Genomic DNA, 25,168 nt, shown 5'->3' on the forward strand with positions numbered 1-25,168 from the left:
GGTTGATAGGCCGGATATGGAAGCACGGTAACGTGTGGAGTTGACCGGTACTAATAGGCCGAGGGCTTGTCCTCAGTTGCTCGCGTCCACTGTGTTGGTTCTGAAACCACGAACGATCGGGCCCGTAGGGGCCGGCCGGTTGTTGTCTGTTTCATAGTGTTTCGGTGGTCATAGCGTAGGGGAAACGCCCGGTTACATTCCGAACCCGGAAGCTAAGCCTTACAGCGCCGATGGTACTGCAGGGGGGACCCTGTGGGAGAGTAGGACGCCGCCGAACAATTCTTCAGAAGGGTTGGACCCCGAACTTCGGTTCGGGGTCCAACCCTTTTTTGTTCTGCGTCACTTGAAGTTCACGTTGCGCAACGAGCATCCACCCCATGGGTACTGCTGCGCTGCTCAGGGCCGCTGGTGTCGGAGTCGGTGACGAGGTCGTCGTACCGGCCTTCGGGAACGTGGAAGTCGCCGATGCCGTGACGACGGTGGGCGCGCTGCCGGTGTTCGCCGACATAGACCCGGTGTCGTACTGCCTCGAGCCGGCCGCCGCGGAGGCGGCCGTAACTCCCCGGACGGCGGCCGTCGTTGCCGTACACCGCTTCGGCAGGCCCGCCGATCTCGAGCGGTTGCACGCCCTCGGCCGACGGCACGGACTGCTGGTACTGGAACGGGGGGAGTCCGAGGCGCCGTACGACGAGATAGCCCAGCGCAGGGAGCGGGCGGCGTTCCTCGACGCGAAGCTGAGGGGGGTGCGGACGCCCGAGGGCGGGGCCGGCCACACCTATCAGCAGTACGTCGTGCGGGTGCCGGGGAACGGACGACCTGATCGGGACGCCTTCGCACGGGCGGTACGCGCCAAGGGCGTTGACTGTCGGGTGCCGGTGAAGACGCCCGTGCACCGCCTGCCCGAATTCCGGCGGTGCGTGTCCCTGCCCGAGACCGAGCGGGCCGCCGACGAGACGCTCGCGCTCCCGGTGGACGCCTCGCTGACCAAGCGGGACATGCAGCGGATCGCGTCCGCGTGCAATGCGCTGGGCGGGCTGCTGCAGCCGGCTCTGTGAGCGTGGTTGGGAGCACGGCTCTGTTCGGGGTATGATCTATTCCGTTGCCGCGGGGGAAACCTCGGAACAGCAACAGGCCCCTATAGCTCAGTCGGCAGAGCGTCTCCATGGTAAGGAGAAGGTCAACGGTTCGATTCCGTTTGGGGGCTCGAACAGAAAGGCCCCGCCCATTCGGGCGGGGCCTTTCTCGTGCCCGGGTTCCGACGCCTTCTAATCCTTGTGCAGGCCCGGAACGCGCATGGCCAGAATGGCCATGTCGTCGGACGGAGCGTCGGAGGCGAAGCGTTCCACGGCGCGCATGATGCGGGCCGCGACGGCGCCGGCCGTCAGGCCCGTGCAGGTCGTCAGGACGTCGGCGAGGCCGTCGTCGCCCAGCATGCGGGTGCCCTCACGGCGTTCGGTGACGCCGTCCGTGACGCAGAGCAGGACGTCACCGGGGTCGAGGGTGACCGTCTGCTCGTACAGCTCCAGGTCCTCCAGGACGCCGAGGAGCGGCTGGGGCTCGGCGGCCGGTTCCACCGTGCCGTCCTGGCGCAGGCGCAGCGGAAGGGGGTGGCCGGCGCAGACCACCTTCAGTTCCGCGCTGCCGTCCTCCTGCGGGCGCAGCTCGCCGTAGAGCAGCGTGAGGAAGCGGCTGCGGGCGCCCTCGTCGAGGATCGCGGAGTTCAGGCGCTCCAGGACCGCGGGACCGCTCAGGCCCTCGCGGGCCAGCAGCCGGAGTGCGTGCCGGGCGAGGCCGGTGACGGCCGCCGCGTTGGGGCCCGTACCGCAGACGTCGCCGATGGCGAAGCCGTAGGCGCCGTCGCTGATGGGGAAGAGGTCGTAGAAGTCGCCGCCGACCTCGTTGCCCTCGCCGGCCGCGCGGTAGATGACCTCCACCTCGACGCCCTCGATCGTCGGCAGCTCAGGGGGCAGGAGGCTGCGCTGGAGGGACTGGCTGATCGCCGTGCGCTCGGAGTAGAGGCGGGCGTTGTCCAGGGCCAGGGCGGCCCGTCGGGAGAGGTCCTCGGCGAGTTCCAGGATTTCCTGGCGGAAGTGCTCGTCGGTCGGCTTGCCGAGGGTCAGCATGCCGATGACGCGGTTGCGGGCGACCAGGGGGAGGACCACGATCTCGCCGCCGACGGCGGAGGCCGTGGCGAGGGTCGGGCCGATGCCCGGGGTGACCTGGCGGGTCGGGCCGCCGCTGAGGCCGAGGCTGCGCATGGAGGTGCGCAGGGCCGCCTGGTGGGCGACCTCCGTGGGGGCCGACCAGACGCGGGCACCGGGAGTGGGGACCGGGTCGGGCGGGGGGATCTTCGACAGCAGGGACTTGATGCCGTCGATGAGCTCCTCGTCCTCGTGCAGCACGTAGGACAGGTACGGCTCGGAGGCCTGGTCGGCGATCGTGTAGACGGCGCACCAGGTGGCGAGGGTCGGGACCGTCATCTGGGCCATGAGGGCCAGCGTCTGGTCCCTGTCCAGGGTGCCGGCCAGCAGGTCGGAGGCCTCGACGAGGAAGCTGAGCGAGCCCCGGCGCAGACGCTCCAGCTCGCCCAGGCGGGCCGACTCGACGGCGAGCGCGATGCGGTCGGCCGCGAACTGCAGGCGCAGGGCCTCCTCGTTGGAGTACCTGCGGGGGGCCTCGGCGGCGACACCGAGGGAGCCGGTGAGGCGACCCTCGACCTTCAGCGGGACGGTGACGACCGAGCGCATGCCGGTGCCGTTGAGCAGGGGGACCGCGCCGGGCACGGCGGTGAGGTCCTCGTGGACGGCCGGCATGCGGGCGGACCCGTAGCGGCCGGAGCCCGCCTCGACGGGGACGCGGGCGAAGCGCTGGCGGGCCGAGGGCAGACCGGTGGAGGCGCGGACCTCCAGTTCCGTCTCGTCGTCGGTGGCGAGGAGCAGGAAGGCGGAGTCGCCGTCGAGCATGTCGCGGGCGCGTTCCACCGTGCGCTGGAGCAGGCCGTCGAGGTCGTCCGGGGCGGGGGAGCCGATGAACACCTCGAAGGGGTCGGTGCTCTGGCCCTCGGAAGCGCTGGAGGTCTCGGAGGCCGGACCGCGCAGGGGGGTCTGCAGAACCGCCCGTTCGTGGTCCCTCACCAGGAGGCAGACCGTTGACGGATCGCCGTCGGTGTCGCGGACCCGCAGGTGGGAGGCGTACACCGGGATCACGCGGCCGTGGGCGCCCCTGATGCCGTAGCTGCCCTCCCAGCGGGAGAGCTGGAGCGCCTCGGCGATGCCGGTGCCGGTGCCCGGGGTGTGCGGCCAGGCGGCGAGGTCGGTCAGGGGCTTTCCGGTGACCTGCTCGGCCGTGTAGCCGAAGAGTTCCTCCGCGTCCTCGTTCCAGGCGGTGATGGAACCGATCCGGTCGATCTGGACGACGGCCACGCGGACCCGGGTGTCGGCGAGCGGGAGGAGGTCGACGGGCAGGGACGGGCCGGCGGCGCGGGTCCCCACCGGGCGTTCGGGAAGGCCGAGCTGGAACCAGACGGTCTTGTGGGTGGGGGTGTACTCCACTCCCCAGCGGCCGGCCAGGGCCGCGCACAGCTGGAGGCCGCGGCCCCCCTCGCGGTCGGGGCTGCCCATGTTGACGGCCGAGCCCTGGACGGGGACCTCGCGCTCCGGATACCGGTCGGCCACCTCGATCCGCACGCCGTCGTCGCCGCGCAGGCACAGCAGGTCGGCGGAGGTGCCCGCGTGGACCACGGCGTTGGTCACCAGTTCGCTGGTGAGGACCACCGCGTCGTCCACGATGTCGCCGAAGCCCCAGCCCTGGAGGGTGTCGCGGACGAAGGAGCGGGCGCTCGCGACCGATCGTCCGACGGGCTCGAAGCTGGCGGCCGCGCGCGCGGTGATCACAGAACTCCTCGACCGGTTGTCGGCGGGCATGGTTCCATGGCCGTCGGGCTCGTGCCGCTGTTGCGGCAGGCCACCCGTCGGCCGTGGTTCCGGGGGCTGCTCCCCGGGGATCAGTCCGGTGGTCATGTGTGCGGCCGCCCCTCCGATGCCCGCTCGTCTCCGTGCCACCGCCCAGGCCGGACGGACCGGCGCGGCTGGACAGCCGGATGCAAGGTTACTTACCTTCGCGGCCCCAGCGGATGCCGGTCTGCTGTGTTTCCGTCCGGAGGTGTCTCACGTCCGGAGGGTGTGCGGACGATGTGCGAAGCTGCCGAACTGTTATGGCCTGGTTCGGCAGGGGTGAAACACTGGGCAGGCTTGCCGTGAGGTCCGGGCGGGCCGAGTGTCCTCCTCGTCGGGTGGGCAGCAGCCGCCTGGCGGCGTCCTGGTACACCGGACGGACATCGCAGCAGATCGCAGTGGTGCGACGTCACAGTCGTACAGGGAACAGGCAGTAACAACCGGTACCGCTCCTGGGGGCGGTACCCGAGCACAGCAGTAACGGTCGACCCCTGCGGGAGGGACACAGTGGAGTCTGGCGCAGCGACGCGGGGCACGAAGACGCGCGCGAAAGGCGGACAGTCCCTGAGTAACCCACGCAAGGCGCGGGGCGGGACCACCGTGGTGGACACGGCGGCCCTGAACCGGCTGCTGGCGGCTCTCGTGGCGATGCGGGACGGGAACTTCCGCAAGCGGCTCACGGTGGCCGGCGACGGCGTGATGTCGGAGATCGCGGCGGTCTTCAACGAGGTGGCCGACCGCAATCTGCACCTGACGGGTGAGCTGGCGCGGGTGCGGCGCATGGTCGGACGTGAGGGAAAACTCACCGAGCGGCTGGAGACGGGGGCCTCCGAGGGCTCCTGGGCGACGGCGATCGACCACTCGAACGCGCTGGTGGACGATCTCGTGCGGCCCGTCTCCGAGGTCAGCCGGGTGCTGTCCGCGGTGGCCGAGGGCGATCTGTCGCCGCGCATGGAGCTGCGGACGCAGGGGCCGGACGGGACCGGGCATCCGCTGCGCGGCGAGTTCCTGAAGGTCGGGCGCACCGTCAACAACCTGGTCGACCAGTTGTCGACGTTCACCGACGAGGTCACGCGCGTGGCCAGCGAGGTGGGCACCGAGGGCAAGCTGGGCGGCCAGGCCCGGGTGCGCGGCATGTCCGGCTCGTGGAAGGACCTCACGGACTCCGTCAACACCATGGCGGAGCGGCTGACGGCACAGGTGCGCGACATCGCGCTGGTGACGACGGCCGTCGCGCGCGGTGACCTGTCGCGCAAGGTCACCGTGCACGTCGAAGGCGAGATGCTCGAGCTGAAGAACACCGTCAACACGATGGTGGACCAGCTCTCCGCGTTCTCCTCCGAGGTGACCCGGGTCGCGCGCGAGGTGGGTACCGAGGGCGCGCTGGGCGGCCAGGCGCAGGTGCCCGGGGTGGACGGGGTCTGGAAGGAGCTCACCGACTCCGTCAACACCATGGCCGGGAACCTCACGGCGCAGGTGCGCGGGATCGCCGAGGTGACGACCGCGGTCGCCAACGGTGACCTGTCGCGGAAGGTGACGGTGCCCGCGCGCGGCGAGGTCGCGCAGCTCGCCGAGACGATCAACCAGATGACCGAGACGCTGCGGATCTTCGCGGACGAGGTCACACGGGTCGCCAACGAGGTCGGCGCCGAGGGCCGGCTGGGCGGTCAGGCGAACGTGCCGGGTGCCGCGGGCACCTGGAAGGACCTGACGGATTCCGTCAACACGGTGTTCCGGAACCTGACCACCCAGGTGCGGGACATCGCCGCGGTGACGACGGCGGTGGCCAACGGTGACCTGTCGCAGAAGGTCACCGTGGACGTGGCCGGCGAGATGCTGGAGCTGAAGAACACCGTCAACACGATGGTCGACCAGCTGTCCTCCTTCGGCGCGGAGGTCACGCGCGTGGCGCGCGAGATCGGTGTCGAGGGTGAGCTGGGCGGTCAGGCGCAGGTGCCGGGGGCGGCGGGGACGTGGAAGGACCTGACGGACTCCGTCAACACGGCGTTCCGCAACCTCACCGGACAGGTGAGGAACATCGCCCAGGTGACCACGGCGGTGGCCAACGGTGACCTGTCGCAGAAGGTCACGGTCGACGTGTCCGGCGAGATGCTCCAGCTGAAGAACACCGTCAACACGATGGTGGACCAGCTGTCGAGCTTCGCCGATCAGGTCACGCGGGTGGCCCGCGAGGTGGGCACGGAGGGGCGTCTGGGCGGTCAGGCGCAGGTGCCGGGGGTCGCCGGTGTGTGGCGGGACCTGACGGACTCCGTGAACGGCATGGCCGGCAATCTCACCGCGCAGGTCCGCAACATCGCCCAGGTGGCGACCGCGGTGGCCCGCGGCGACCTGTCGCAGAAGATCACCGTGGACGCGCGCGGGGAGATCCTGGAGCTGAAGAACACGCTGAACACGATGGTGGACCAGCTGTCGTCGTTCGCCCAGGAGGTCACGCGGGTGGCCCGTGAGGTGGGTACGGAGGGCATCCTCGGCGGTCAGGCCGAGGTGCAGGGCGTCTCCGGCACCTGGAAGGACCTCACGCAGTCCGTGAACGGCATGGCGAACAACCTGACCCTGCAGGTGCGCAACATCGCCGAGGTCACCACCGCGGTCGCCAAGGGCGACCTGTCGAAGAAGATCACCGTCGACGCCAAGGGCGAGATCCTCGAGCTGGTCACCACCGTCAACACGATGGTGGACCAGCTGTCGTCGTTCGCCGAGCAGGTGACCCGGGTGGCCCGTGAGGTGGGCACCGAGGGCATCCTGGGAGGTCAGGCGCACGTGCCCGGCGTGACGGGCATCTGGAAGGACCTGAGCGACAACGTCAACCTGATGGCCAAGAACCTGACCACTCAGGTACGGAACATCTCCCAGGTCTCCGCCGCCGTCGCCAACGGCGACCTGACGCGGCAGGTCAGCATCGAGGCGCGCGGTGAGGTGGCGCAGCTCGCCGACACCATCAACATCATGGTGAAGACGCTGAGCGCGTTCGCCGAGCAGGTCACCAAGGTGGCCCGCGAGGTGGGCACGGACGGCATCCTGGGCGGCCAGGCGCACGTGCCCGGCGTGGCCGGCACCTGGAAGGACCTCACCGAGTCGGTGAACCAGATGGCGTCCAACCTGACCGGTCAGGTGCGCAACATCGCCATGGTGACGACGGCCATCGCCAAGGGCGACCTGACGAAGAAGATCGACATCGACGCGCGCGGGGAGATCCTCGAGCTGAAGACCACCATCAACACGATGGTGGACCAGCTCTCCTCCTTCGCGGAGGAGGTCACGCGGGTGGCCCGCGAGGTGGGTACGGAGGGCCAGCTGGGCGGCCAGGCACGCGTGCGCGACGTCGACGGCACCTGGCGGGACCTGACCGAGTCCGTGAACGAGATGGCCGGGAATCTGACCCGGCAGGTGCGGGCCATCGCGCGGGTGGCGACCGCGGTGACCCGCGGCGACCTGAACCTGAAGATCGACGTGGACGCGTCCGGGGAGATCCAGGAGCTCCAGGACTACATCAACAAGATGATCGCCAACCTGCGCGACACCACGATCGCCAACAAGGAGCAGGACTGGCTCAAGGGCAATCTCGCCCGGATCTCCGCGCTGATGCAGGGCCGCCGCGACCTGGAGGACGTGGCCTCGCTGATCATGAGCGAGCTGACCCCGGTGGTCTCCGCGCAGCACGGCGCGTTCTTCCTCGCCATGCCGCTGGTCGACGGCGAGGACGTGAGCGCCGAGGACGACGACCAGTTCGAGCTGCGCATGCTCGGCTCGTACGGCTACTCCATGGGTTCCATGCCGACGTCGTTCCGGCCCGGTGAGGGGCTCATCGGGACCGCGGCGGTGGAGAAGCGCACGATCCTCGTGGGGAACGCGCCCAGCGGCTACCTGAAGATCTCCTCGGGGCTCGGGGAGGCGCCGCCGGCGCAGGTGATCGTGCTGCCGGTGCTGTTCGAGGGGAAGGTGCTCGGCGTCATCGAGCTGGCGTCGTTCACGCCGTTCACGGCGATCCAGAAGGACTTCCTCAACCAGATCGCCGAGATGATCGCGACGAGCGTCAACACCATCTCGGTCAACACCAAGACCGAGCGGCTGCTGGCGCAGTCGCAGGAACTGACCGAGCAGCTGCGCGAGCGGTCGGCGGAGTTGGAGCAGCGGCAGAAGGCGCTCCAGGCGTCCAACGCCGAACTGGAGGAGAAGGCCGAGCTGTTGGCCCGGCAGAACCGCGACATCGAGGTGAAGAACACCGAGATCGAGGAGGCGCGTCAGGTCCTGGAGGAGCGCGCCGAGCAGCTCGCGGTCTCCATGCGCTACAAGAGCGAGTTCCTGGCCAACATGTCGCACGAGCTGCGCACACCGCTCAACTCGCTGCTGATCCTGGCCAAGTTGCTCGCCGACAACGCGGAGGGGAACCTCTCGCCGAAGCAGGTCGAGTTCGCCGAGACCATCCACGGCGCCGGGTCCGACCTGCTCCAGCTCATCAACGACATCCTCGACCTGTCCAAGGTCGAGGCGGGCAAGATGGACGTCTCCCCGACGCGCATCGCGCTCGTCCAGCTCGTGGACTACGTGGAGGCCACCTTCCGGCCGCTGACCGCGGAGAAGGGCCTGGACCTGTCCGTACGCGTGTCCCCGGAGCTGCCGGCCACCCTGCACACCGACGAGCAGCGGCTGCTCCAGGTGCTGCGGAACCTGCTGTCCAACGCGGTGAAGTTCACCGATTCCGGATCGGTCGAGCTGGTCATCCGGCCGGCCCGGGACGACGTCCCGCAGGCCATCCGGGAGCAGCTGCTGGAGGCCGGTTCGCTGACCGAACCGGACGCGGACCTGATCGCGTTCTCGGTGAGCGACACGGGCATCGGCATCGCGGCCAGCAAGATGCGGGTGATCTTCGAGGCGTTCAAGCAGGCCGACGGGACGACCAGCCGCAAGTACGGCGGTACGGGGCTGGGGCTGTCCATCTCGCGGGAGATCGCGCAGCTGCTCGGCGGTGAGATCCACGCGCAGAGCGAGCCGGGCCGCGGCTCGACGTTCACGCTGTACCTCCCCCTGCACCCGAGCGAGCTGCCCCCGCACGGCTACCAGCAGCCCATGCCCGCCCTGGAGGCCGGTGACCTCGTGGCGTCGGCCGAGCCGGCGGGGCCGGAGGCCGGGACACCCGCCGAGGTGACGTCGTACCGGGAGACCCAGAACGGTCCGGCCGCGTTGTTCCGGCGCCGTCGCAGGATCCTGCCCCAGCCGGAGCAGCGGCCCGCGCCGGAGCCGGAGCTGTGGTCGGGCGCGGAGCAGCAGGAGCCGGCGTCCCGGCCGCACCGCGGCATCCGCTTCGGCGGGCAGAAGGTGCTGATCGTCGACGACGACATCCGCAACGTCTTCGCGCTCACCAGCGTCCTGGAGCAGCACGGCCTGTCCGTGCTGTACGCGGAGAACGGCCGCGAGGGCATCGAGGTGCTGGAGCAGCACGACGACGTGGCGGTCGTGCTGATGGACATCATGATGCCCGAGATGGACGGATACGCGACGACCACGGCGATCCGCCGGATGCCGCAGTTCGCCGGGCTCCCGATCATCGCGCTCACCGCGAAGGCGATGAAGGGCGACCGGGAGAAGGCGATCGAGTCGGGCGCCTCCGACTACGTCACCAAGCCGGTCGACCCCGATCACCTGCTGTCGGTGATGGAGCAGTGGATGCGGGGGGAGTGAGGGCGGCGCCGGAGGGGCGTACGACGTGCCGGGGCTTCGGCGTTCGCACGGAGTCGCTCATGAGGTGTGCGCGAAGCCGTGTAGAAGTGCGGGATTCGGGGAACCTTCTGGTCTCCCGCCGCGTTTCTGCTACGTGCACAGTGACATCACGGTGACAGGGTGTGGCGACGGGCGGGGTGCGGCTACGATGACCGGCACAAGGACGGGCGGCGCAAGGGAGTCGTCCCCTGGGGCGGCACCCACCGGTGCTTCCCCAGGTCCTGCGGACAGGGGAGGCCCCACGCCGGGGCGAGGAGGGCGGGCCATGGTGCAGAAGGCCAAGATCCTCCTGGTCGATGACCGGCCGGAGAATCTGCTGGCGCTGGAGGCGATCCTCTCGGCGCTCGATCAGACGCTGGTGCGGGCATCGTCCGGGGAGGAAGCGCTCAAAGCACTGCTCACGGACGACTTCGCGGTCATTCTGCTGGACGTCCAGATGCCGGGCATGGACGGTTTCGAGACCGCCGCGCACATCAAGCGGCGGGAACGGACCCGGGACATCCCGATCATCTTCCTCACCGCGATCAACCACGGTCCGCACCACACCTTCCGCGGTTATGCGGCGGGTGCGGTCGACTACATCTCCAAGCCGTTCGACCCGTGGGTGCTGCGGGCGAAGGTCTCGGTGTTCGTCGAGCTGTACATGAAGAACTGTCAGCTGCGGGAGCAGGCGGCGCTGCTGCGGCTCCAGCTGGAGGGCGGCGAGAAGGACGCGGACGAGTCGAAGGAGTCGGTGGGACTGCTCGCCGAGCTCTCGGCGCGGCTCGCGGCCGTCGAGGAGCAGGCCGAGGCGCTCACCAAGCAGCTCAACGACGAGTCGACCGACGCGGCCGCGGTGGCCACGGCGGCGCACCTGGAGCGCAAGCTCACGGGGTTGCGGCGGGCGCTGGACGCGCTGGAGCCGGGGACCGGCAGCGCCTCGTCGGTGCCGTCGCAGAACTGAACCCGGACGCAAGGACTTTGCCCCGCCTCCGGGCGGGGCCCGGGAGTGATGCCGTGTCAATTCCGCGGGTCCCCGCGCCTCTCCGTGCCTTTCCGTGTCCGTCTGCGGCCCTCGACGTCAGCTTCGCGCCGCTGTGAGGGCGACACGAACGGGTGAAGCATCCGTCACGCGTGTCCCCCGCCCCCTCCACCGGTAATCTCACACCCATGGCCTCACGTCCCTCCGCAGCCAAGAAGCCGCCCGTGAAGAAGGCGGCCGCTTCCGCGAAGGCTCCGGCGAGGAAGGCCGCCGCCAAGAAGACCGCGGTGAAGAAGGTTCCCGCCAAGAAGGCCCCTGCCAGGAAGGCGACGGCGAAGAAGCCCGCGCCCCCGCCGGCACCGAGCCCGACCGGGGGCGTCTACCGCCTCGCGCGCGCCCTGTGGCTGGGACTGGCGCACGCCGTCGGCGCGGTCTTCCGCGGCGTAGGGCAGGGCGCCCGGAACCTCGACCCCGCGCACCGCAAGGACGGTCTGGCGCTGCTGCTGCTCGGCATCGCGCTGATCGTCGCCGCGGGCACCTGGGCCGATCTCGAGGGACCGGTCGGCGACCTCGTGGAGATCCTGGTCACCGGCGCCTTCGGCCGACTGGACCTGCTTGTGCCGATCCTGGTCGCGGTCATCGCCGTGCGTCTCATCCGGCACCCGGAGAAACCGGAGGCCAACGGCCGGATCGTCATCGGCCTGTCCGCGCTCGTCGTCGGCGTGCTCGGCCAGATCCACATCGCCTGCGGCTCACCCGCCCGCGGCGACGGCATGCAGCCCATAAGGGACGCCGGCGGCCTCATCGGCTGGGGCGCGGCCACCCCGCTGTCGGCCACCATGACCGACGTGCTCGCCGTGCCGCTGCTGGTGCTGCTCACGGTCTTCGGCGTGCTGGTCGTCACGGCCACCCCGGTCAACGCCGTCCCGCAACGGCTGCGGCTGCTCGGCGTGAAGCTCGGGCTCGTCCAGGAGCCCGAGCCGGAGGAGTTCGGCGAGGACGACGAGCGCTACGAGGAGCAGTGGCGCGAGGCGCTGCCCGCGAGTCGCCGCAGGCGGCAGCCCGCGCCCCGGGAGTACGACCCGGACGGCGCGGAGCAGGAGGCGCCGTCCCGGCGCCGTGGTCGGCCCCGCAGGTCCGCGGTGCCGCAGCCCGACATGCACCGGCCCATGGACGCCGTGGACGTGGCCGCCGCCGCGGCCGCCGCGCTCGACGGCGCCGTCCTGCACGGGATGCCGCCCTCGCCGGTCGTCGCCGACCTGACCCAGGGCGTGCGCGTCGGGGACCGCGAGCCGACCGCGCCGACGCCGGTCCCGGCCGCCCGCCCCCGGCCGGAGAAGCCGAAGGCGGACACGGGGAAGAAAGCGGACGGTCCCGGACGGGGCCAGCCCGGGGCCGGCGTCCCGGACCTGACGAAGACCCCGCCCTCCGAACCCCGGGACCTGCCCCCGCGCGCGGAGCAGCTCCAGCTGTCCGGCGACATCACGTACGCCCTGCCCTCGCTCGACCTGCTCACCCGAGGCGGTCCCGGCAAGGCGCGCAGTGCCGCCAACGACGCCGTCGTCGAGTCGCTCACCACCGTCTTCACCGAGTTCAAGGTCGACGCGCGCGTCACCGGCTTCACCCGCGGGCCGACGGTCACGCGCTACGAGGTCGAGCTCGGCCCCGCCGTGAAGGTGGAGCGGATCACCGCGCTGACCAAGAACATCGCGTACGCCGTCGCCAGCCCGGACGTGCGGATCATCAGCCCGATCCCCGGCAAGTCCGCGGTCGGTATCGAGATCCCGAACACCGACCGGGAGATGGTCAACCTCGGCGACGTGCTGCGGCTCGCGGAGTCCGCCGAGGACGACGACCCGATGCTGGTCGCCTTCGGCAAGGACGTCGAGGGCGGCTACGTCATGCACTCGCTGGCGAAGATGCCGCACATGCTGGTCGCCGGCGCCACCGGCTCCGGCAAGTCGTCCTGCATCAACTGCCTGATCACGTCGGTCATGATGCGGGCGACCCCGGAGGACGTCCGGATGATCCTGGTCGACCCCAAGCGCGTCGAGCTCACGGCGTACGAGGGCATCCCGCACCTGATCACGCCGATCATCACCAACCCCAAGCGGGCCGCCGAGGCGCTCCAGTGGGTCGTGCGCGAGATGGACCTGCGCTACGACGACCTGGCCGCCTACGGCTACCGGCACATCGACGACTTCAACCGGGCGGTGCGCGAGGGCAAGGTGAAACCGCCCGAGGGCAGCGAGCGCGAGCTCCAGCCGTATCCGTACCTGTTGGTGATCGTGGACGAGCTGGCCGACCTGATGATGGTCGCCCCGCGCGACGTCGAGGACGCCATCGTGCGCATCACGCAGCTCGCGCGGGCGGCCGGCATCCACCTGGTGCTCGCCACGCAGCGGCCGTCGGTCGACGTCGTCACCGGCCTGATCAAGGCGAACGTGCCCTCCCGGCTCGCGTTCGCCACCTCCTCGCTCGCCGACTCGCGGGTCATCCTCGACCAGCCCGGCGCCGAGAAGCTCATCGGCAAGGGCGACGGGCTGTTCCTGCCGATGGGGGCGAACAAACCCACCCGTATGCAGGGCGCGTTCGTGACCGAGGAGGAGGTCGCGGCCGTCGTCCGGCACTGCAAGGACCAGATGGCGCCCGTCTTCCGGGACGACGTGGTCGTCGGGACCAAGCAGAAGAAGGAGATCGACGAGGACATCGGCGACGACCTCGACCTGCTGTGCCAGGCGGCCGAGCTGGTCGTCTCCACCCAGTTCGGGTCGACGTCCATGCTCCAGCGCAAACTGCGCGTGGGCTTCGCCAAGGCCGGCCGGCTCATGGACCTCATGGAGTCCCGGAACATCGTCGGACCGAGCGAGGGTTCGAAGGCGCGTGACGTTCTCGTGAAGCCTGACGACCTGGATGGCGTGCTCGCGGTGATCCGGGGGGAGTCTGAGGGGTAGGCGAACGGGAGGCGGTTGTCGCCCCGGGGCATCCGGGCGGTCGATCGTGACCCACTCGTAAGGGACCGGTGGGCAACCGTTTCCCCCCGGCGTACGTCAAGTTGAGGGAAGCGACAAGCAGCAGGTCCACCATCGGGATGTCGGGCCATTCCGATGGCGTACAAAGTCCGCCCGCCCGGTTGCCCCACCCTTTTGCACCCCCCCTACACTGAACCTCCAGCACAGGCGGCTACACGCTCGAAAGGCGCCCCCGTGTCCATCGGCAACTCCCCTGAAGACGAGCGTCCGTTCGAAGACGTTTCCGAGGAAGCCCGCCCCTCCGTCGGCCGTGCGCTGCAGCAGGCGCGCATCGCGGCCGGGCTCACCGTCGACGACGTCAGTACCGCCACCCGGGTCCGTATCGCCATCGTGCACGCCATCGAGGCGGACGACTTCGAGCCCTGCGGCGGTGACGTCTACGCGCGCGGGCACATCCGGAGCCTGGCCAAGGCCGTGCACCTCGATCCGGCCCCCCTGATCGCCCGGTACGAGGCCGAGCACGGCGGCGGCCGTCCGGCCCCGACGCCGGCCGCGCCCCTCTTCGAGGCGGAACGCATCCGTCCGGAGCGACGCGGGCCGAACTGGACCGCGGCCATGGTCGCCGCGATCGTCGTGGTGATCGGTTTCGTCGGGTTCACGGTGGTCAGGGGCGGTGACGACGGTGGCAAGGAGAACGTCGCCGACGGCACCGCGCCCACCGAGTCCGCCTCGCCCACGCCCAAGTCCAAGAAGCCCGCCGACCCCAAGCCCGAGCCGTCGGACAGCGCCATCGCCGCCGCGCCGCAGGACAAGGTGACGGTCCAGGTGAGCGCCGCCGACGGACGCAGCTGGATCTCGGCCAAGGACCACAACGGTCGGCTGCTGTTCGACGGCCTGCTCAAGCAGGGCGAGTCCAAGACCTTCCAGGACAGCTCGAAGATCAACCTGGTGCTCGGCGACGCCGGCGCGATCGACCTGTTCGTGAACGGAAAGAAGATCGAGGACGACTTCCGGCCGGGAGCCGTCGAGCGCCTCACCTACACCAAGGGCGACCCGCAGGCCGGATAAACGGTCCCAGGTGGTACATCGACGACGGGGTTGGCCAAGATCGGCCAACCCCGTCGACGTGGGCCGTCGCCGGGACGAAGTAGTCTTGAGCCCATGCCTGAACGCCGTACCGTCGCACTCGTCACCCTTGGCTGCGCCCGTAACGAGGTGGACTCGGAGGAGCTCGCAGGCCGTTTGGAGGCGGACGGCTGGCAGCTCGTCGAGGACGCCGCCGATGCGGACGTCGCCGTCGTGAACACCTGTGGTTTCGTTGAGGCCGCCAAGAAGGACTCGGTCGACGCCCTCCTGGAGGCCAACGACCTCAAGGGACACGGGAGAACGCAAGCCGTCGTGGCGGTGGGCTGCATGGCCGAGCGGTACGGCAAGGAACTCGCCGAGGCCCTTCCCGAGGCCGACGGCGTGCTCGGCTTCGACGACTACACCGACATCTCGGACCGGCTCCAGACCATCCTGAGCGGCGGCGTCCACGCCTCCCACACCCCGCGCGACCGGCGCAAGCTGCTGCCCATCAGCCCGGTGGAGCGGCAGGACGCGGGCGCGTCCGTCGCGCTGCCCGGCCACGGTCCGGTGGACCTGCCGGAGGGCCTGGCCCCGGCCTCCGGACCCCGTGCGCCCCTGCGCCGCCGACTGGACGGCTCCCCGGTCGCCTCGGTGAAGCTCGCCTCGGGCTGCGACCGGCGCTGTTCCTTCTGCGCCATCCCGTCCTTCCGCGGCTCCTTCATCTCACGCCGCCCCAGCGACGTGCTGAACGAGACGCGGTGGCTGGCCGAACAGGGCGTGAAGGAGATCATGCTGGTCTCCGAGAACAACACCTCCTACGGCAAGGACCTCGGAGACATCCGTCTGCTGGAGTCCCTGCTGCCGGAACTCGCCGAGGTCGACGGCATCGAGCGGGTGCGCGTCAGCTACCTCCAGCCGGCCGAGATGCGGCCCGGCCTGATCGACGTCCTGACCTCCACCCCGAAGGTCGCCCCGTACTTCGACCTGTCCTTCCAGCACTCCGCGCCCGACGTGCTGCGCGCGATGCGCCGCTTCGGCGACACCGACCGGTTCCTGGAACTGCTCGACACGATCCGGAGCAAGGCGCCGCAGGCGGGCGTGCGCTCCAACTTCATCGTCGGCTTCCCCGGTGAGTCCGCGGCCGACCTCGCCGAACTGGAGCGGTTCCTGAACCACGCGCGGCTGGACGCCATCGGCGTCTTCGGCTACTCCGACGAGGAGGGCACCGAGGCGGCGACGTACGACCGCAAGCTGGACGAGGAGGTCGTCGCCGAGCGGCTGGCCCGTGTCTCCCGGCTGGCCGAGGAACTGGTCTCCCAGCGCGCCGAGGAGCGGGTCGGCGAGACCGTGCACGTGATGGTGGAATCCGTCGACGAGACGGAGGGCGTGTACGGCCGGGCGGCGCACCAGGCCCCCGAGACGGACGGCCAGGTGCTGCTCACGAGCGGCGAAGGTCTGAGCGTCGGCCGTATGGTCGAGGCGAAGGTGGTCGGCGCGGAAGGCGTCGACCTGGTGGCCGAGCCGCTCTTCCACGGCTCGTCCGCGCGGAGTGAGGAGGCGGGCAGATGACGGGTGTCCCGGCATCGGCGGCAGGAGGCCCCTCCGGCGCGAGGAGGGCGGCGGCGAACGCGGCCCCCGGAGGCGTCCCCGGCTCGGCGGCCGGCCGCACGGCCGCACGGGAGGCCCGGGACGCGGCTCCGAGGCCGTCCGGCGACGCGGTCTCCCGGGGTTCGGCTTCCGGGGGCGCGTCCGACGCGGAGGGCGGTGCGAAGCCGCCGCGCGGCGGGAAGATCGCGGCGGCGGCCGTCAACCAGGCCAGCGTCTGGAACATCGCCAACCTGCTGACCATGCTCCGGCTGCTGCTCGTACCGGCCTTCGTCGCGCTGATGCTCGCCGACGGCGGATACGACCCGGCGTGGCGGTCGCTCGCCTGGGCGGCCTTCGCCATCGCCATGATCACCGACCTGTTCGACGGTCACCTGGCGCGCACGTACAACCTCGTCACCGACTTCGGGAAGATCGCCGACCCCATCGCCGACAAGGCGATCATGGGGGCGGCGCTGATCTGTCTCTCGGCGCTGGGGGACCTGCCCTGGTGGGTCACCGGAGTCATCCTCGGCCGGGAACTCGGTATCACGCTGCTGCGTTTCCTGGTCATTCGCTACGGCGTGATCCCGGCCAGTCGCGGGGGCAAGCTCAAGACCCTCACCCAGGGCGTGGCCGTCGGCATGTACGTGCTGGCGCTCACGGGGTGGCTGGCCACGCTGCGGTGGTGGGTGATGGCCGCCGCGGTCGTGCTGACCGTGGTGACCGGGCTCGACTATGTGAAACAGGCCATTGTGCTCCGCAGACGGGGAATCGCCGAGCGCAAGGCGGCGTTGGAGGAGACGGGAGCGTGAGTTCCACGGCCACCGAGGTGGTGCGACTACTCACCGTGAACGGCGGGACGCTCGCCGTCGCCGAGTCGCTGACGGGTGGCCTGGTGGCGGCGGAGATCACCTCGGTCCCCGGGGCCTCCAAGGTCTTCCGGGGGTCGGTGACGGCGTACGCCACCGAGCTGAAGCACGAACTGCTCGGCGTGGACGCCACTCTGCTGGCTCAGCACGGAGCGGTGGATCCGCAGGTGGCGGCCCAGATGGCGGCCGGTGTCCGCGAGGCGCTGGGTGCCGACTGGGGCGTCGCGACCACCGGTGTCGCCGGTCCGGACCCGCAGGACGGCCAGGCCGTCGGGACGGTTTTCGTGGCCGTGGACGGCCCCTGCGAGAGGGGTGCCGGTTCCGCCTCCGGCGGAAAAGTGGAGCACCTGCGGTTGAACGGCGACCGTGCGGAAATTCGTATGGAGAGTGTACGGAGCGTGCTCGCACTGCTCCTCGGGGAGTTGGCGGGCGAACAGACCGGGAATGAGCTGGCACAGGATACGGAACGGAACGGGGGGTTTTGATGTTTGCAGCCCTGAGTGAACACGACATCGCTCCCCGCACGGCCGCGGCGCAAGGCGGTACGGTGGGGCGAGAAGGATGCGGCTACGCGGTCCGAGGAGGGAGCCACCGATGATTCTGCTCCGTCGCCTGCTGGGTGACGTGCTGCGTCGGCAGCGCCAGCGCCAGGGCCGTACTCTGCGCGAAGTCTCCTCGTCCGCCCGAGTCTCACTCGGCTATCTCTCCGAGGTGGAGCGGGGGCAGAAGGAGGCTTCCTCCGAGCTGCTCTCCGCCATCTGCGACGCGCTGGACGTACGGATGTCCGAGCTCATGCGGGAAGTGAGCGACGAGCTCGCCCTTGCCGAGCTGGCCCAGTCTGCTGCAGCGACCCCCAGCGAGCCCGTACCCACGCCGGTTCGTCCGATGCTGGGTTCTGTTTCGGTGACCGGCGTGCCACCGGAACGGGTGACCATCAAGGCGCCCGCCGAGGCGGTGGACGTCGTCGCCGCGTGACGCGGTTTCCGTGTACGCGCGGTGTGAAGTGTGAGAGGCCCCGGTCAGGGCCCCTCCGGGAGATCCGGAGGGGTGCCGCCGGGGTTTTCGCATGCGTGGACCGGCTCCGTGTGCGTTTGCCGGTGCGGCCCGTGGCGGTCATCGTTGAGGGACGAGGCGGGGGACAGCCACGGAGGTGCGGATGTACGTCGTGAAGAGCCCGTTGTCCGACGCGAACCTGAAGACGGTGTCCGAGGCGCTGCAGGGTGCCCTGGTGGACCTGGTGGATCTCGCCCTCGTCGCGAAGCAGATCCACTGGAACGTGGTCGGGCAGCGCTTCCGTTCCGTGCACCTCCAGCTCGACGAGGTCGTGTCCCTCGCGCGCACGCACTCCGACACCGTGGCGGAGCGCGCCGCGGCCCTGGGCATCTCGCCCGACGGGCGTGCCGCCACCGTGGCCGTCGGCAGCGGGATCGGGGTGACGCCCGAGGGCTGGGTCGACGACACGGCCGCGGTGGGAGCGCTCGTGGACGCCCTGGGTGCGGTGATCGCCCGTATGCGGGAGCGGATCACGGCGACCGGGGAGCCGGACCCGGTGACCCAGGACATCCTCATCACGGTCACTGCGGACCTGGAGAAGCAGCACTGGATGTTCCAGGCCGAGAACGGGTGACGTGGTCCCGGAGGGCCACGAGGCTCTCGCCGAGGCGCGTGGGGAGCGCGGCAGGCGCCGTGCGCCCGTGTGCCGTCGGGGCGCCCCGTGCGGGAGCCCGAGCCGCCTCCCGGCCTCCGGCAGGAGGCCTCACGGCGACCGGGCGGGGCGGGTGGTGCGCTGGGGGGTCGTCCTGGGACTCGGGACGCTGTGGTGGTGGGCCGTGGCGCGGCTGCTGCTGGTGCCCGGCGCCGGTGCGCTGGAAGGGGCGGTCGCGGCCGGCGGGTGGGGGCTGAGCCTGCTGCCGGTGCACTGCAGGCCCAAGGCCCGGGCGGAAGGGGCGCTGGCCGCCGGTCGCTGGCGACGGGCCTGGCGTGCGGCGGCCGGCGCCCCCGCGACGGCGGTGACCGCGGAACCGCCGGGACCCCGTTCCGACGGAGGAGCCGGCCGGCGGTGAAGGCCGCGGCGGCACGGGCCGGGTGCACAGCCGCCTACGGCGAGGCGGTGCGGCGTGACCGGGATGGTGCGGGGGCCGGTCCCGGCTGACAGGCCGGGCACCAGTAGGTGGGGCGCTCGCGGGAGCCGTCGCCCTGGTCGGCGAGACGGACCGGGGTGCGGCAGCGCAGACAGGGGCGGGACGCGCGGCCGTACACGAACAGGTCCTGGCCGCGGCGGCCGGTCGTGCTGCGGACCGGGCGCTCGCGGTTGAACTCCAGCAGCTTCCTGGCGAGTCCGGGCAGCTTCGCGGCACGCTCGGCGGGCAGTTCGCCCACGGGGAGCCACGGGGTGACGCCGAGCAGGAAGCAGAGCTCGCTTTTGTATATGTTGCCGATGCCGGCGAGGTTGCGCTGGTCCAGCAGGGCCTCGCCGAGGGGGCGGGCCGGGTCCTTCAGGAGGTTGGCCAGCGCCCGGTCCGGGTCCCAGTCCGGTCCCAGGAGATCGGGTCCGAGATGACCGACCGCGCGGTCCTCGTCGGCGGTGCGCAGGAGTTCCAGGACGGGGAGCCGGTATCCGACGGCCGTGCGGTCGGTGTTGCCGAGGATCGCGCGGATCTGGTGGGCGGGGCCGCCGTTCCAGCGCTGCCCGTTCGCGTACACCCTCCAGGAGCCGTCCATCCGCAGGTGCGAGTGCAGGGTCAGGCCGCCCTCGACGCGCGCGAGCAGGTGCTTGCCGCGCGGGGTGACGTCCAGGACGGTCCGGCCGGTGAGGTCGGCCGTGGCGTACCTCGGTACCCGGAGGTCGCTGCGGGTCAGCACCTTGCCCGCGAGGGCGTCGTGCAGCCGCCGCGCGGCCTGCCAGACCGTGTCTCCTTCGGGCATGTGTCAAGAGTGGCACGTCGGGGCGGCGTCGGTGCTCCCGGGCGGCGGGACCGGGGCGTCGCGGTCGGGTCAGGTGCGCAGACGCAGGCCGCGTGGTGTGGCGACGAAGCCCGCGGTCTCCAGGAGGGTGCCGAGCGGGGACGTCAGCGCGGAGGCGCCGTTGACGCGCTCCACCGTGACCGTGCCGAGGGAGCCCGCGCGGGCGGACGCGGCGAGGGCCTCCGCGGCGGCGGGGAGACGGGGATCGTCGGCGGGCTCGCCGTCGGGGTCGGCGGGCCAGGCCAGCAGCGTCTTTCCGCCGCGTTCCATGTAGAGCGTCAGCTCGCCGTCGACGAGCACCACCAGGGAGCCCGCCTTGCGGCCCGGCTTGTGTCCCGCGCCGGTCGGTGGCTCGGGCCAGGCCAGGGCGGCACCGTACGCGTTGGCCGGGTCGGCGGCGGCGAGGACGACGGCCCGGGAGGCGGAGCCGGTCCGACGCCCCGCGAAGGGGTCGTACGGCGGACGCCAGCCGTTCCACCGGGGCGGCGGGGCCTGTGGGGCGAGGTCGCGGGGGGAGACGTAGTCACCCGGTGCCGGAGCGGGACGGGGCGCGTCACCGGGGCCGGGGAAGCCGTCGTGCCCGAGGGCGGTCGCGTGGGAATCGTCGGCGGAGGCGGCGAAGCCGTGGGCGGCGAACGGGTCGGATCCGACGTCGAACGGGTCGGAACCGGCGCCGAACAGGCCGGGGGCCCGGCCCTCGGGGGTGCCGGGGAAGGGAGGACCGTCGCCGCGCTCGCGGGCGCCCGCCACCGCGCGGAGGCGGTCCACCGCACCGTCCATCGCGAACTGGGCGGCGCCCAGACCCTCCACCACATAGCCGCGACGGGCCTGGCCCGTCTCCTCGAAGGCGGACAGGATCCGGTACGTCGCCGAGAAGCCGCCCTCGACGCCCTCCGCGGCGACGGCGCCCCGGGTCACCACACCGTGCCGGTCGAGCAGGGTGCGGGCCAGCGCGTGGGCGCGGACCGTCGGGTCGGCCTCCCGGGCCGGGAGCAGGGACCAGCGGCCGGCGACGGTCGGCGGGCCGGTGCGGGAGGCGGTGCGGGCGGCCGCAGTGAGCGAGCCGTAGCGCCCGCGCGGGACCGCGCGCTTCGCGCGGTGGGCGGTGGAGCCCGCGGTGCGGCCCGAGCCCAGCAGGGAGCGCATGGGGGCGAGCGTGTCGTTGGTCAGCCGCCCCGACCAGGCCAGGTCCCAGAGGGCGGCGGTCAGTTGCGGATCGGTGACCTCCGGATGGGTGGTGGCGCGGACCTGGTCGGCGATCTGGCGGAAGAACAGGCCGTAACCGCCGGAGAGGGCGTCCAGGACGGACTGGTGGAGGGCGGTCGGCTCCAGGGGGTGCGGGGGCGGCAGGAGCAGCGGAGCCGCGTCCGCCAGGTACAGGGAGACCCAGCCGTCCTTCCCCGGCAGCGAACCGGCGCCGGCCCACACCACCTCCCCGGTGGCGGTGAGCTCGTCCAGCATCGCGGGGGCGTAGTCGGCGACCCGGGACGGCAGGACCAGCTTTTCCAGGGCGGACGCGGGCACGGACGCGCCCTGCATCTGCTCGATGGCGCGCACCAGGCCGTCGACGCCGCGCAGCGCGTGTCCCTTGCCGACGTGCTGCCACTGGGGGAGGAACTGGGCGAGCGCGGCCGGCGGGACCGGTTCCAGTTCGTGCCGCAGGGCGGCCAGGGAACGGCGGCGCAGCCGACGCAGCACGGCCGCGTCGCACCACTCCTGTCCGATGCCGGCCGGGTGGAACTCGCCCTGGACGACCCTGCCCGCCGCCGCGAGCCGCTGGAGGGCGCCCTCGGTGACCGCCACGCCCAGTCCGAAGCGGGCCGCCGCGGTGGCCGACGTGAAGGGGCCGTGGGTGCGCGCGTACCGCGCGAGGAGGTCACCGAGGGGGTCCTTGACCGGCTCGGTGAACGCCTCCGGGACACCGACCGGCAGCGCCGTGCCCAGCGCGTCGCGCAGCCGTCCGGCGTCCTCGATCGCCGCCCAGTGGTCGGCGCCGGCGACCCGGACCCGGATGGCACGCCGAGCGGAGGCCAGTTCCCGCGCCCACTGCGGCTCGGCGCCCCGCTCGGCCAGTTCGGCCTCCGTGAGCGGACCGAGCACGCGCAGCAGGTCGGCCACCCCCTCCACGTCCTTGACGCGCCGGTCCTCGGTGAGCCACTGCAGCTCGCGCTCCAGCTCGGTCAGCACTTCGGCGTCGAGCAGCTCGCGCAGTTCCGCCTGGCCGAGCAGCTCGGCCAGCAGGCGCGAGTCCAGGGAGAGGGCGGCGGCGCGGCGCTCGGCGAGCGGGGAGTCGCCCTCGTACAGGAACTGGGCGACGTACCCGAAGAGGAGGGATCGGGCGAAGGGGGACGGCTCGGGAGTGGTGACCTCGACGAGCCGCACCCTGCGGGCCTCCAGATCGCCCATCAGCTCGACGAGTCCCGGAACGTCGAAGACGTCCTGGAGACATTCGCGGACCGCCTCCAGGACGATCGGGAACGAGCCGAACTCGCCTGCCACCTGGAGCAGCTGGGAGGCCCGCTGGCGCTGCTGCCACAGCGGGGTGCGCCGGCCGGGATTGCGGCGCGGCAGCAGCAGCGCGCGGGCGGCGCACTCGCGGAACCGGGACGCGAACAGCGCCGAGCCGCCCACCTGGTCGGTGACGACCTGGTCGACCTCGCCCTTGTCGAAGACGACGTCCGCCGCACCCACGGGCGCCTGGTCCGCGTCGTACTCGGTGCCGGCCCGCACCGGCTCCTGGTCGAGCAGGTCCAGGCCCATCAGATCGGCGTCCGGCAGACGCAGCACGATGCCGTCGTCGGCGTGCATCACCTGGGCGTCCATGCCGTACCGCTCGGAGAGCCGGGCACCGAGCGCGAGCGCCCACGGGGCGTGCACCTGGGCGCCGAACGGGGAGTGCACGACGACCCGCCAGTCGCCGAGCTCGTCACGGAAGCGCTCCACGACGATCGTGCGGTCGTCCGGTACGTGACCGCAGGCCTCGCGCTGCTCGTCGAGGTAGGACAGGACGTTGTCCGCGGCCCAGGCGTCCAGCCCCGCCGCGAGGAGCCGCAGGCGGGCGTCCTCCCGGGAGAGCGAGCCGACCTCGCGCAGGAAGGCGCCCACCGCGCGGCCCAGCTCCAGCGGGCGGCCCAGCTGATCGCCCTTCCAGAACGGCAGCCGGCCCGGCACCCCCGGCGCCGGGGAGACCAGGACGCGGTCGCGCGTGATGTCCTCGATGCGCCAGGAGCTGGTGCCGAGCGTGAAGACGTCGCCCACGCGGGACTCGTACACCATCTCCTCGTCGAGCTCGCCGACCCGTCCGCCGCCCTTCTTGGGGTCGGCGCCCGCGAGGAACACCCCGAACAGGCCCCGGTCGGGGATCGTGCCCCCGGACGTCACGGCGAGGCGCTGGGCGCCCGGGCGGCCGGTGATCTCGCCCGTGATCCGGTCCCACACCACGCGCGGACGCAGCTCCGCGAAGGCGTCGGACGGGTAGCGGCCGGCGAGCATGTCCAGAACGCCCGTGAAGGCGGACTCGGGCAGCGAGGCGAAGGGGGCCGCCCGGCGGACCGTGGCGAGCAGGTCGTCGAACTGCCACGTGTCCATGGCCGTCATCGCGACGAGCTGCTGGGCCAGGACGTCCAGGGGGTTCGCGGGGACGCGCAGGGACTCGATGGCGCCCGTGCGCATCCGCTCGGTGACCACGGCCGCCTGCACGAGGTCGCCCCGGTACTTCGGGAACACCACGCCCGTGGAGACCGCACCCACCTGGTGCCCCGCGCGGCCGACGCGCTGGAGCCCGGAGGCGACGGACGGCGGCGACTCGACCTGGACCACCAGGTCGACGGCGCCCATGTCGATGCCCAGCTCCAGGCTGGAGGTGGCGACCACCGCGGGCAGCCGTCCCGCCTTGAGGTCCTCCTCGACCAGGGCGCGCTGCTCCTTGGACACCGAACCGTGGTGGGCACGGGCGATGACCGGGGGCGCGCCCTGGGCGGCCCCGGAGCCGCCCATGAGCTCGGCGGGGGCGTGGTGCTCGTCCAGGGGCTCCCCGGTGGCCCGCTCGTAGGCGATCTCGTTGAGCCGGTTGCACAGCCGCTCGGCGAGGCGTCGCGAGTTCGCGAACACGATCGTCGAGCGGTGGGACTGGACCAGGTCGGTGATCCGCTCCTCGACGTGCGGCCAGATCGACGGGCGTTCGGCACCCTCCGAGCCGTCGGCGACCGGAGAACCGCCCAGCTCGCCCAGGTCCTCGACCGGCACCACGACGGAGAGGTCGAACTCCTTGCCCGACTCCGGCTGGACGATCTCCACCCTGCGGCGGGGGGAGAGGAAGCGGGCGACCTCGTCGACCGGGCGGACGGTCGCCGAGAGGCCGATGCGGCGGGCCGGCTCGGGCAGCAGTTCGTCCAGCCGCTCGAGGGACAGCGCGAGGTGTGCTCCGCGCTTGGTGCCGGCGACCGCGTGCACCTCGTCCAGGATCACCGTCTCCACGCCCGTCAGCGCCTCGCGCGTGGCCGACGTCAGCATCAGGAACAGGGACTCGGGGGTGGTGATCAGGATGTCCGGCGGGCGGGTGGACAGGGCGCGGCGCTCGGCGGGCGGGGTGTCGCCGGAGCGGATCCCGACCTTCACCTCGGGCTCGGGCAGGCCCAGACGCACGGACTCCTGCCGGATGCCGGTCAACGGGCTGCGGAGGTTGCGCTCGACGTCCACGGCCAGGGCCTTGAGGGGGGAGACGTACAGGACGCGGCAGCGCTTCTTCGGGTCGGCGGGCGGGGGCGTGGAGGCCAGTTGGTCCAGGGCCGCGAGGAAGGCGGCCAGGGTCTTCCCGGAACCGGTGGGGGCGACCACCAGCACGTCCGAGCCCTCCCGGATGGCCTGCCACGCACCGGTCTGGGCGGCGGTGGGTGCGGAGAACGCCCCCGTGAACCAGCCGCGGGTCGCGGGGGAGAAGCCGTCCAGGGCGCGGTGCGGATCGCTGACCATGCGTCCATCGTGCACCCGGGCACTGACAACGGGGCCGAGCCGGGCGGACGGGGGTGCCCCGGCCCTTTGACCCGCGAGACCGGG

14 protein-coding genes, 1 tRNA gene and 1 rRNA gene are annotated in these 25,168 nt (G+C 71.7%); 13 read left to right on the forward strand and 3 right to left on the reverse strand.

What is annotated here, in order from left to right; translation table 11 throughout:
* The first annotated feature begins 160 nt into the window (after nucleotides 1–160).
* From rrf to FHS37_RS11990, 3 genes are all read left to right on the forward strand, one after another.
* Nucleotides 161–277, forward strand: a 5S ribosomal RNA gene (gene rrf / locus FHS37_RS11980).
* 115 nt (nucleotides 278–392) lie between these two features.
* A complete protein-coding gene (locus tag FHS37_RS11985) occupies nucleotides 393–1,055 on the forward strand; it encodes a DegT/DnrJ/EryC1/StrS family aminotransferase (protein ID WP_184821107.1) in 663 nt (220 codons plus the stop codon).
* Nucleotides 1,056–1,131: 76 nt separating this feature from the next.
* Nucleotides 1,132–1,204, forward strand: a tRNA-Thr gene (locus FHS37_RS11990).
* A gap of 61 nt (nucleotides 1,205–1,265) precedes the next feature.
* On the opposite strand, the gene FHS37_RS11995 is transcribed toward FHS37_RS11990, so the two are convergent.
* Nucleotides 1,266–4,019 (reverse strand): SpoIIE family protein phosphatase, encoded by a 2,754-nt coding sequence (locus tag FHS37_RS11995; protein WP_184820069.1) that lies wholly within the window; start codon nucleotides 4,017–4,019, stop codon nucleotides 1,266–1,268.
* A 441-nt stretch (nucleotides 4,020–4,460) separates the two neighbouring features.
* Between FHS37_RS11995 and FHS37_RS12000 the strand changes: the two genes are divergently transcribed.
* The 10 genes from FHS37_RS12000 (at nucleotide 4,461) to FHS37_RS12045 (ending at nucleotide 19,212) form a co-directional block, all read left to right on the forward strand.
* Complete coding sequence (locus FHS37_RS12000; protein ID WP_184820071.1) at nucleotides 4,461–9,653, forward strand: HAMP domain-containing protein; 5,193 nt, start codon at nucleotides 4,461–4,463, stop codon at nucleotides 9,651–9,653.
* A 304-nt stretch (nucleotides 9,654–9,957) separates the two neighbouring features.
* The gene (locus tag FHS37_RS12005) at nucleotides 9,958–10,635 is read left to right on the forward strand and encodes a response regulator (RefSeq protein WP_184820073.1); all 678 of its coding nucleotides are present in this window, start codon (nucleotides 9,958–9,960) and stop codon (nucleotides 10,633–10,635) included.
* Between the two features lie 206 nt (nucleotides 10,636–10,841).
* Nucleotides 10,842–13,607 (forward strand): DNA translocase FtsK, encoded by a 2,766-nt coding sequence (locus FHS37_RS12010; RefSeq protein WP_184820075.1) that lies wholly within the window; start codon nucleotides 10,842–10,844, stop codon nucleotides 13,605–13,607.
* A 252-nt stretch (nucleotides 13,608–13,859) separates the two neighbouring features.
* Nucleotides 13,860–14,693: a helix-turn-helix domain-containing protein gene (locus FHS37_RS12015; protein WP_184820077.1), complete on the forward strand. Its 834-nt coding sequence runs from the start codon at nucleotides 13,860–13,862 to the stop codon at nucleotides 14,691–14,693.
* Between the two features lie 93 nt (nucleotides 14,694–14,786).
* On the forward strand, nucleotides 14,787–16,262 hold the full coding sequence (gene rimO / locus FHS37_RS12020; RefSeq protein ID WP_184820079.1) for a 30S ribosomal protein S12 methylthiotransferase RimO: 1,476 nt from the start codon (nucleotides 14,787–14,789) through the stop codon (nucleotides 16,260–16,262).
* Nucleotides 16,259–17,092, forward strand: coding sequence for a CDP-diacylglycerol--glycerol-3-phosphate 3-phosphatidyltransferase (gene pgsA / locus FHS37_RS12025; protein ID WP_184820081.1), 834 nt, complete (start codon nucleotides 16,259–16,261; stop codon nucleotides 17,090–17,092). The genes rimO and pgsA overlap by 4 nt, the downstream gene beginning before the upstream one ends.
* Complete coding sequence (locus FHS37_RS12030; RefSeq protein WP_184820083.1) at nucleotides 17,089–17,634, forward strand: CinA family protein; 546 nt, start codon at nucleotides 17,089–17,091, stop codon at nucleotides 17,632–17,634. The genes pgsA and FHS37_RS12030 overlap by 4 nt, the downstream gene beginning before the upstream one ends.
* Before the next feature lie 109 nt (nucleotides 17,635–17,743).
* Nucleotides 17,744–18,124, forward strand: coding sequence for a helix-turn-helix domain-containing protein (locus tag FHS37_RS12035; RefSeq protein ID WP_003993396.1), 381 nt, complete (start codon nucleotides 17,744–17,746; stop codon nucleotides 18,122–18,124).
* A gap of 181 nt (nucleotides 18,125–18,305) precedes the next feature.
* Nucleotides 18,306–18,776: a Dps family protein gene (locus tag FHS37_RS12040; protein WP_184820085.1), complete on the forward strand. Its 471-nt coding sequence runs from the start codon at nucleotides 18,306–18,308 to the stop codon at nucleotides 18,774–18,776.
* A 151-nt stretch (nucleotides 18,777–18,927) separates the two neighbouring features.
* Nucleotides 18,928–19,212: a hypothetical protein gene (locus tag FHS37_RS12045; protein ID WP_184820087.1), complete on the forward strand. Its 285-nt coding sequence runs from the start codon at nucleotides 18,928–18,930 to the stop codon at nucleotides 19,210–19,212.
* 34 nt (nucleotides 19,213–19,246) lie between these two features.
* Here FHS37_RS12045 and FHS37_RS12050 read toward each other — a convergent pair whose 3' ends face one another.
* A complete protein-coding gene (locus FHS37_RS12050) occupies nucleotides 19,247–20,074 on the reverse strand; it encodes an Fpg/Nei family DNA glycosylase (protein ID WP_184820089.1) in 828 nt (275 codons plus the stop codon).
* A gap of 69 nt (nucleotides 20,075–20,143) precedes the next feature.
* Complete coding sequence (locus FHS37_RS12055; RefSeq protein ID WP_184820091.1) at nucleotides 20,144–25,084, reverse strand: ATP-dependent helicase; 4,941 nt, start codon at nucleotides 25,082–25,084, stop codon at nucleotides 20,144–20,146.
* Nucleotides 25,085–25,168 lie beyond the last annotated feature (84 nt).

This window comes from Streptomyces griseomycini (assembly GCF_014203535.1).
In the GTDB taxonomy this organism is placed as follows: domain Bacteria; phylum Actinomycetota; class Actinomycetes; order Streptomycetales; family Streptomycetaceae; genus Streptomyces; species Streptomyces griseomycini.

Excerpts from the sequence above, each read along its gene's own strand:
- FHS37_RS11995 (WP_184820069.1), bottom strand. The coding sequence starts at position 4,019 with ATGACCACCGGACTGATCCCCGGGGAGCAGCCCCCGGAACCACGGCCG.
- FHS37_RS12005 (WP_184820073.1), top strand. The coding sequence starts at position 9,958 with ATGGTGCAGAAGGCCAAGATCCTCCTGGTCGATGACCGGCCGGAGAAT.
- FHS37_RS12010 (WP_184820075.1), top strand. The coding sequence starts at position 10,842 with ATGGCCTCACGTCCCTCCGCAGCCAAGAAGCCGCCCGTGAAGAAGGCG.
- rimO (WP_184820079.1), top strand. The coding sequence starts at position 14,787 with ATGCCTGAACGCCGTACCGTCGCACTCGTCACCCTTGGCTGCGCCCGT.
- pgsA (WP_184820081.1), top strand. The coding sequence starts at position 16,259 with ATGACGGGTGTCCCGGCATCGGCGGCAGGAGGCCCCTCCGGCGCGAGG.
- FHS37_RS12035 (WP_003993396.1), top strand. The coding sequence starts at position 17,744 with ATGATTCTGCTCCGTCGCCTGCTGGGTGACGTGCTGCGTCGGCAGCGC.
- FHS37_RS12040 (WP_184820085.1), top strand. The coding sequence starts at position 18,306 with ATGTACGTCGTGAAGAGCCCGTTGTCCGACGCGAACCTGAAGACGGTG.
- FHS37_RS12050 (WP_184820089.1), bottom strand. The coding sequence starts at position 20,074 with ATGCCCGAAGGAGACACGGTCTGGCAGGCCGCGCGGCGGCTGCACGAC.
- FHS37_RS12055 (WP_184820091.1), bottom strand. The coding sequence starts at position 25,084 with ATGGTCAGCGATCCGCACCGCGCCCTGGACGGCTTCTCCCCCGCGACC.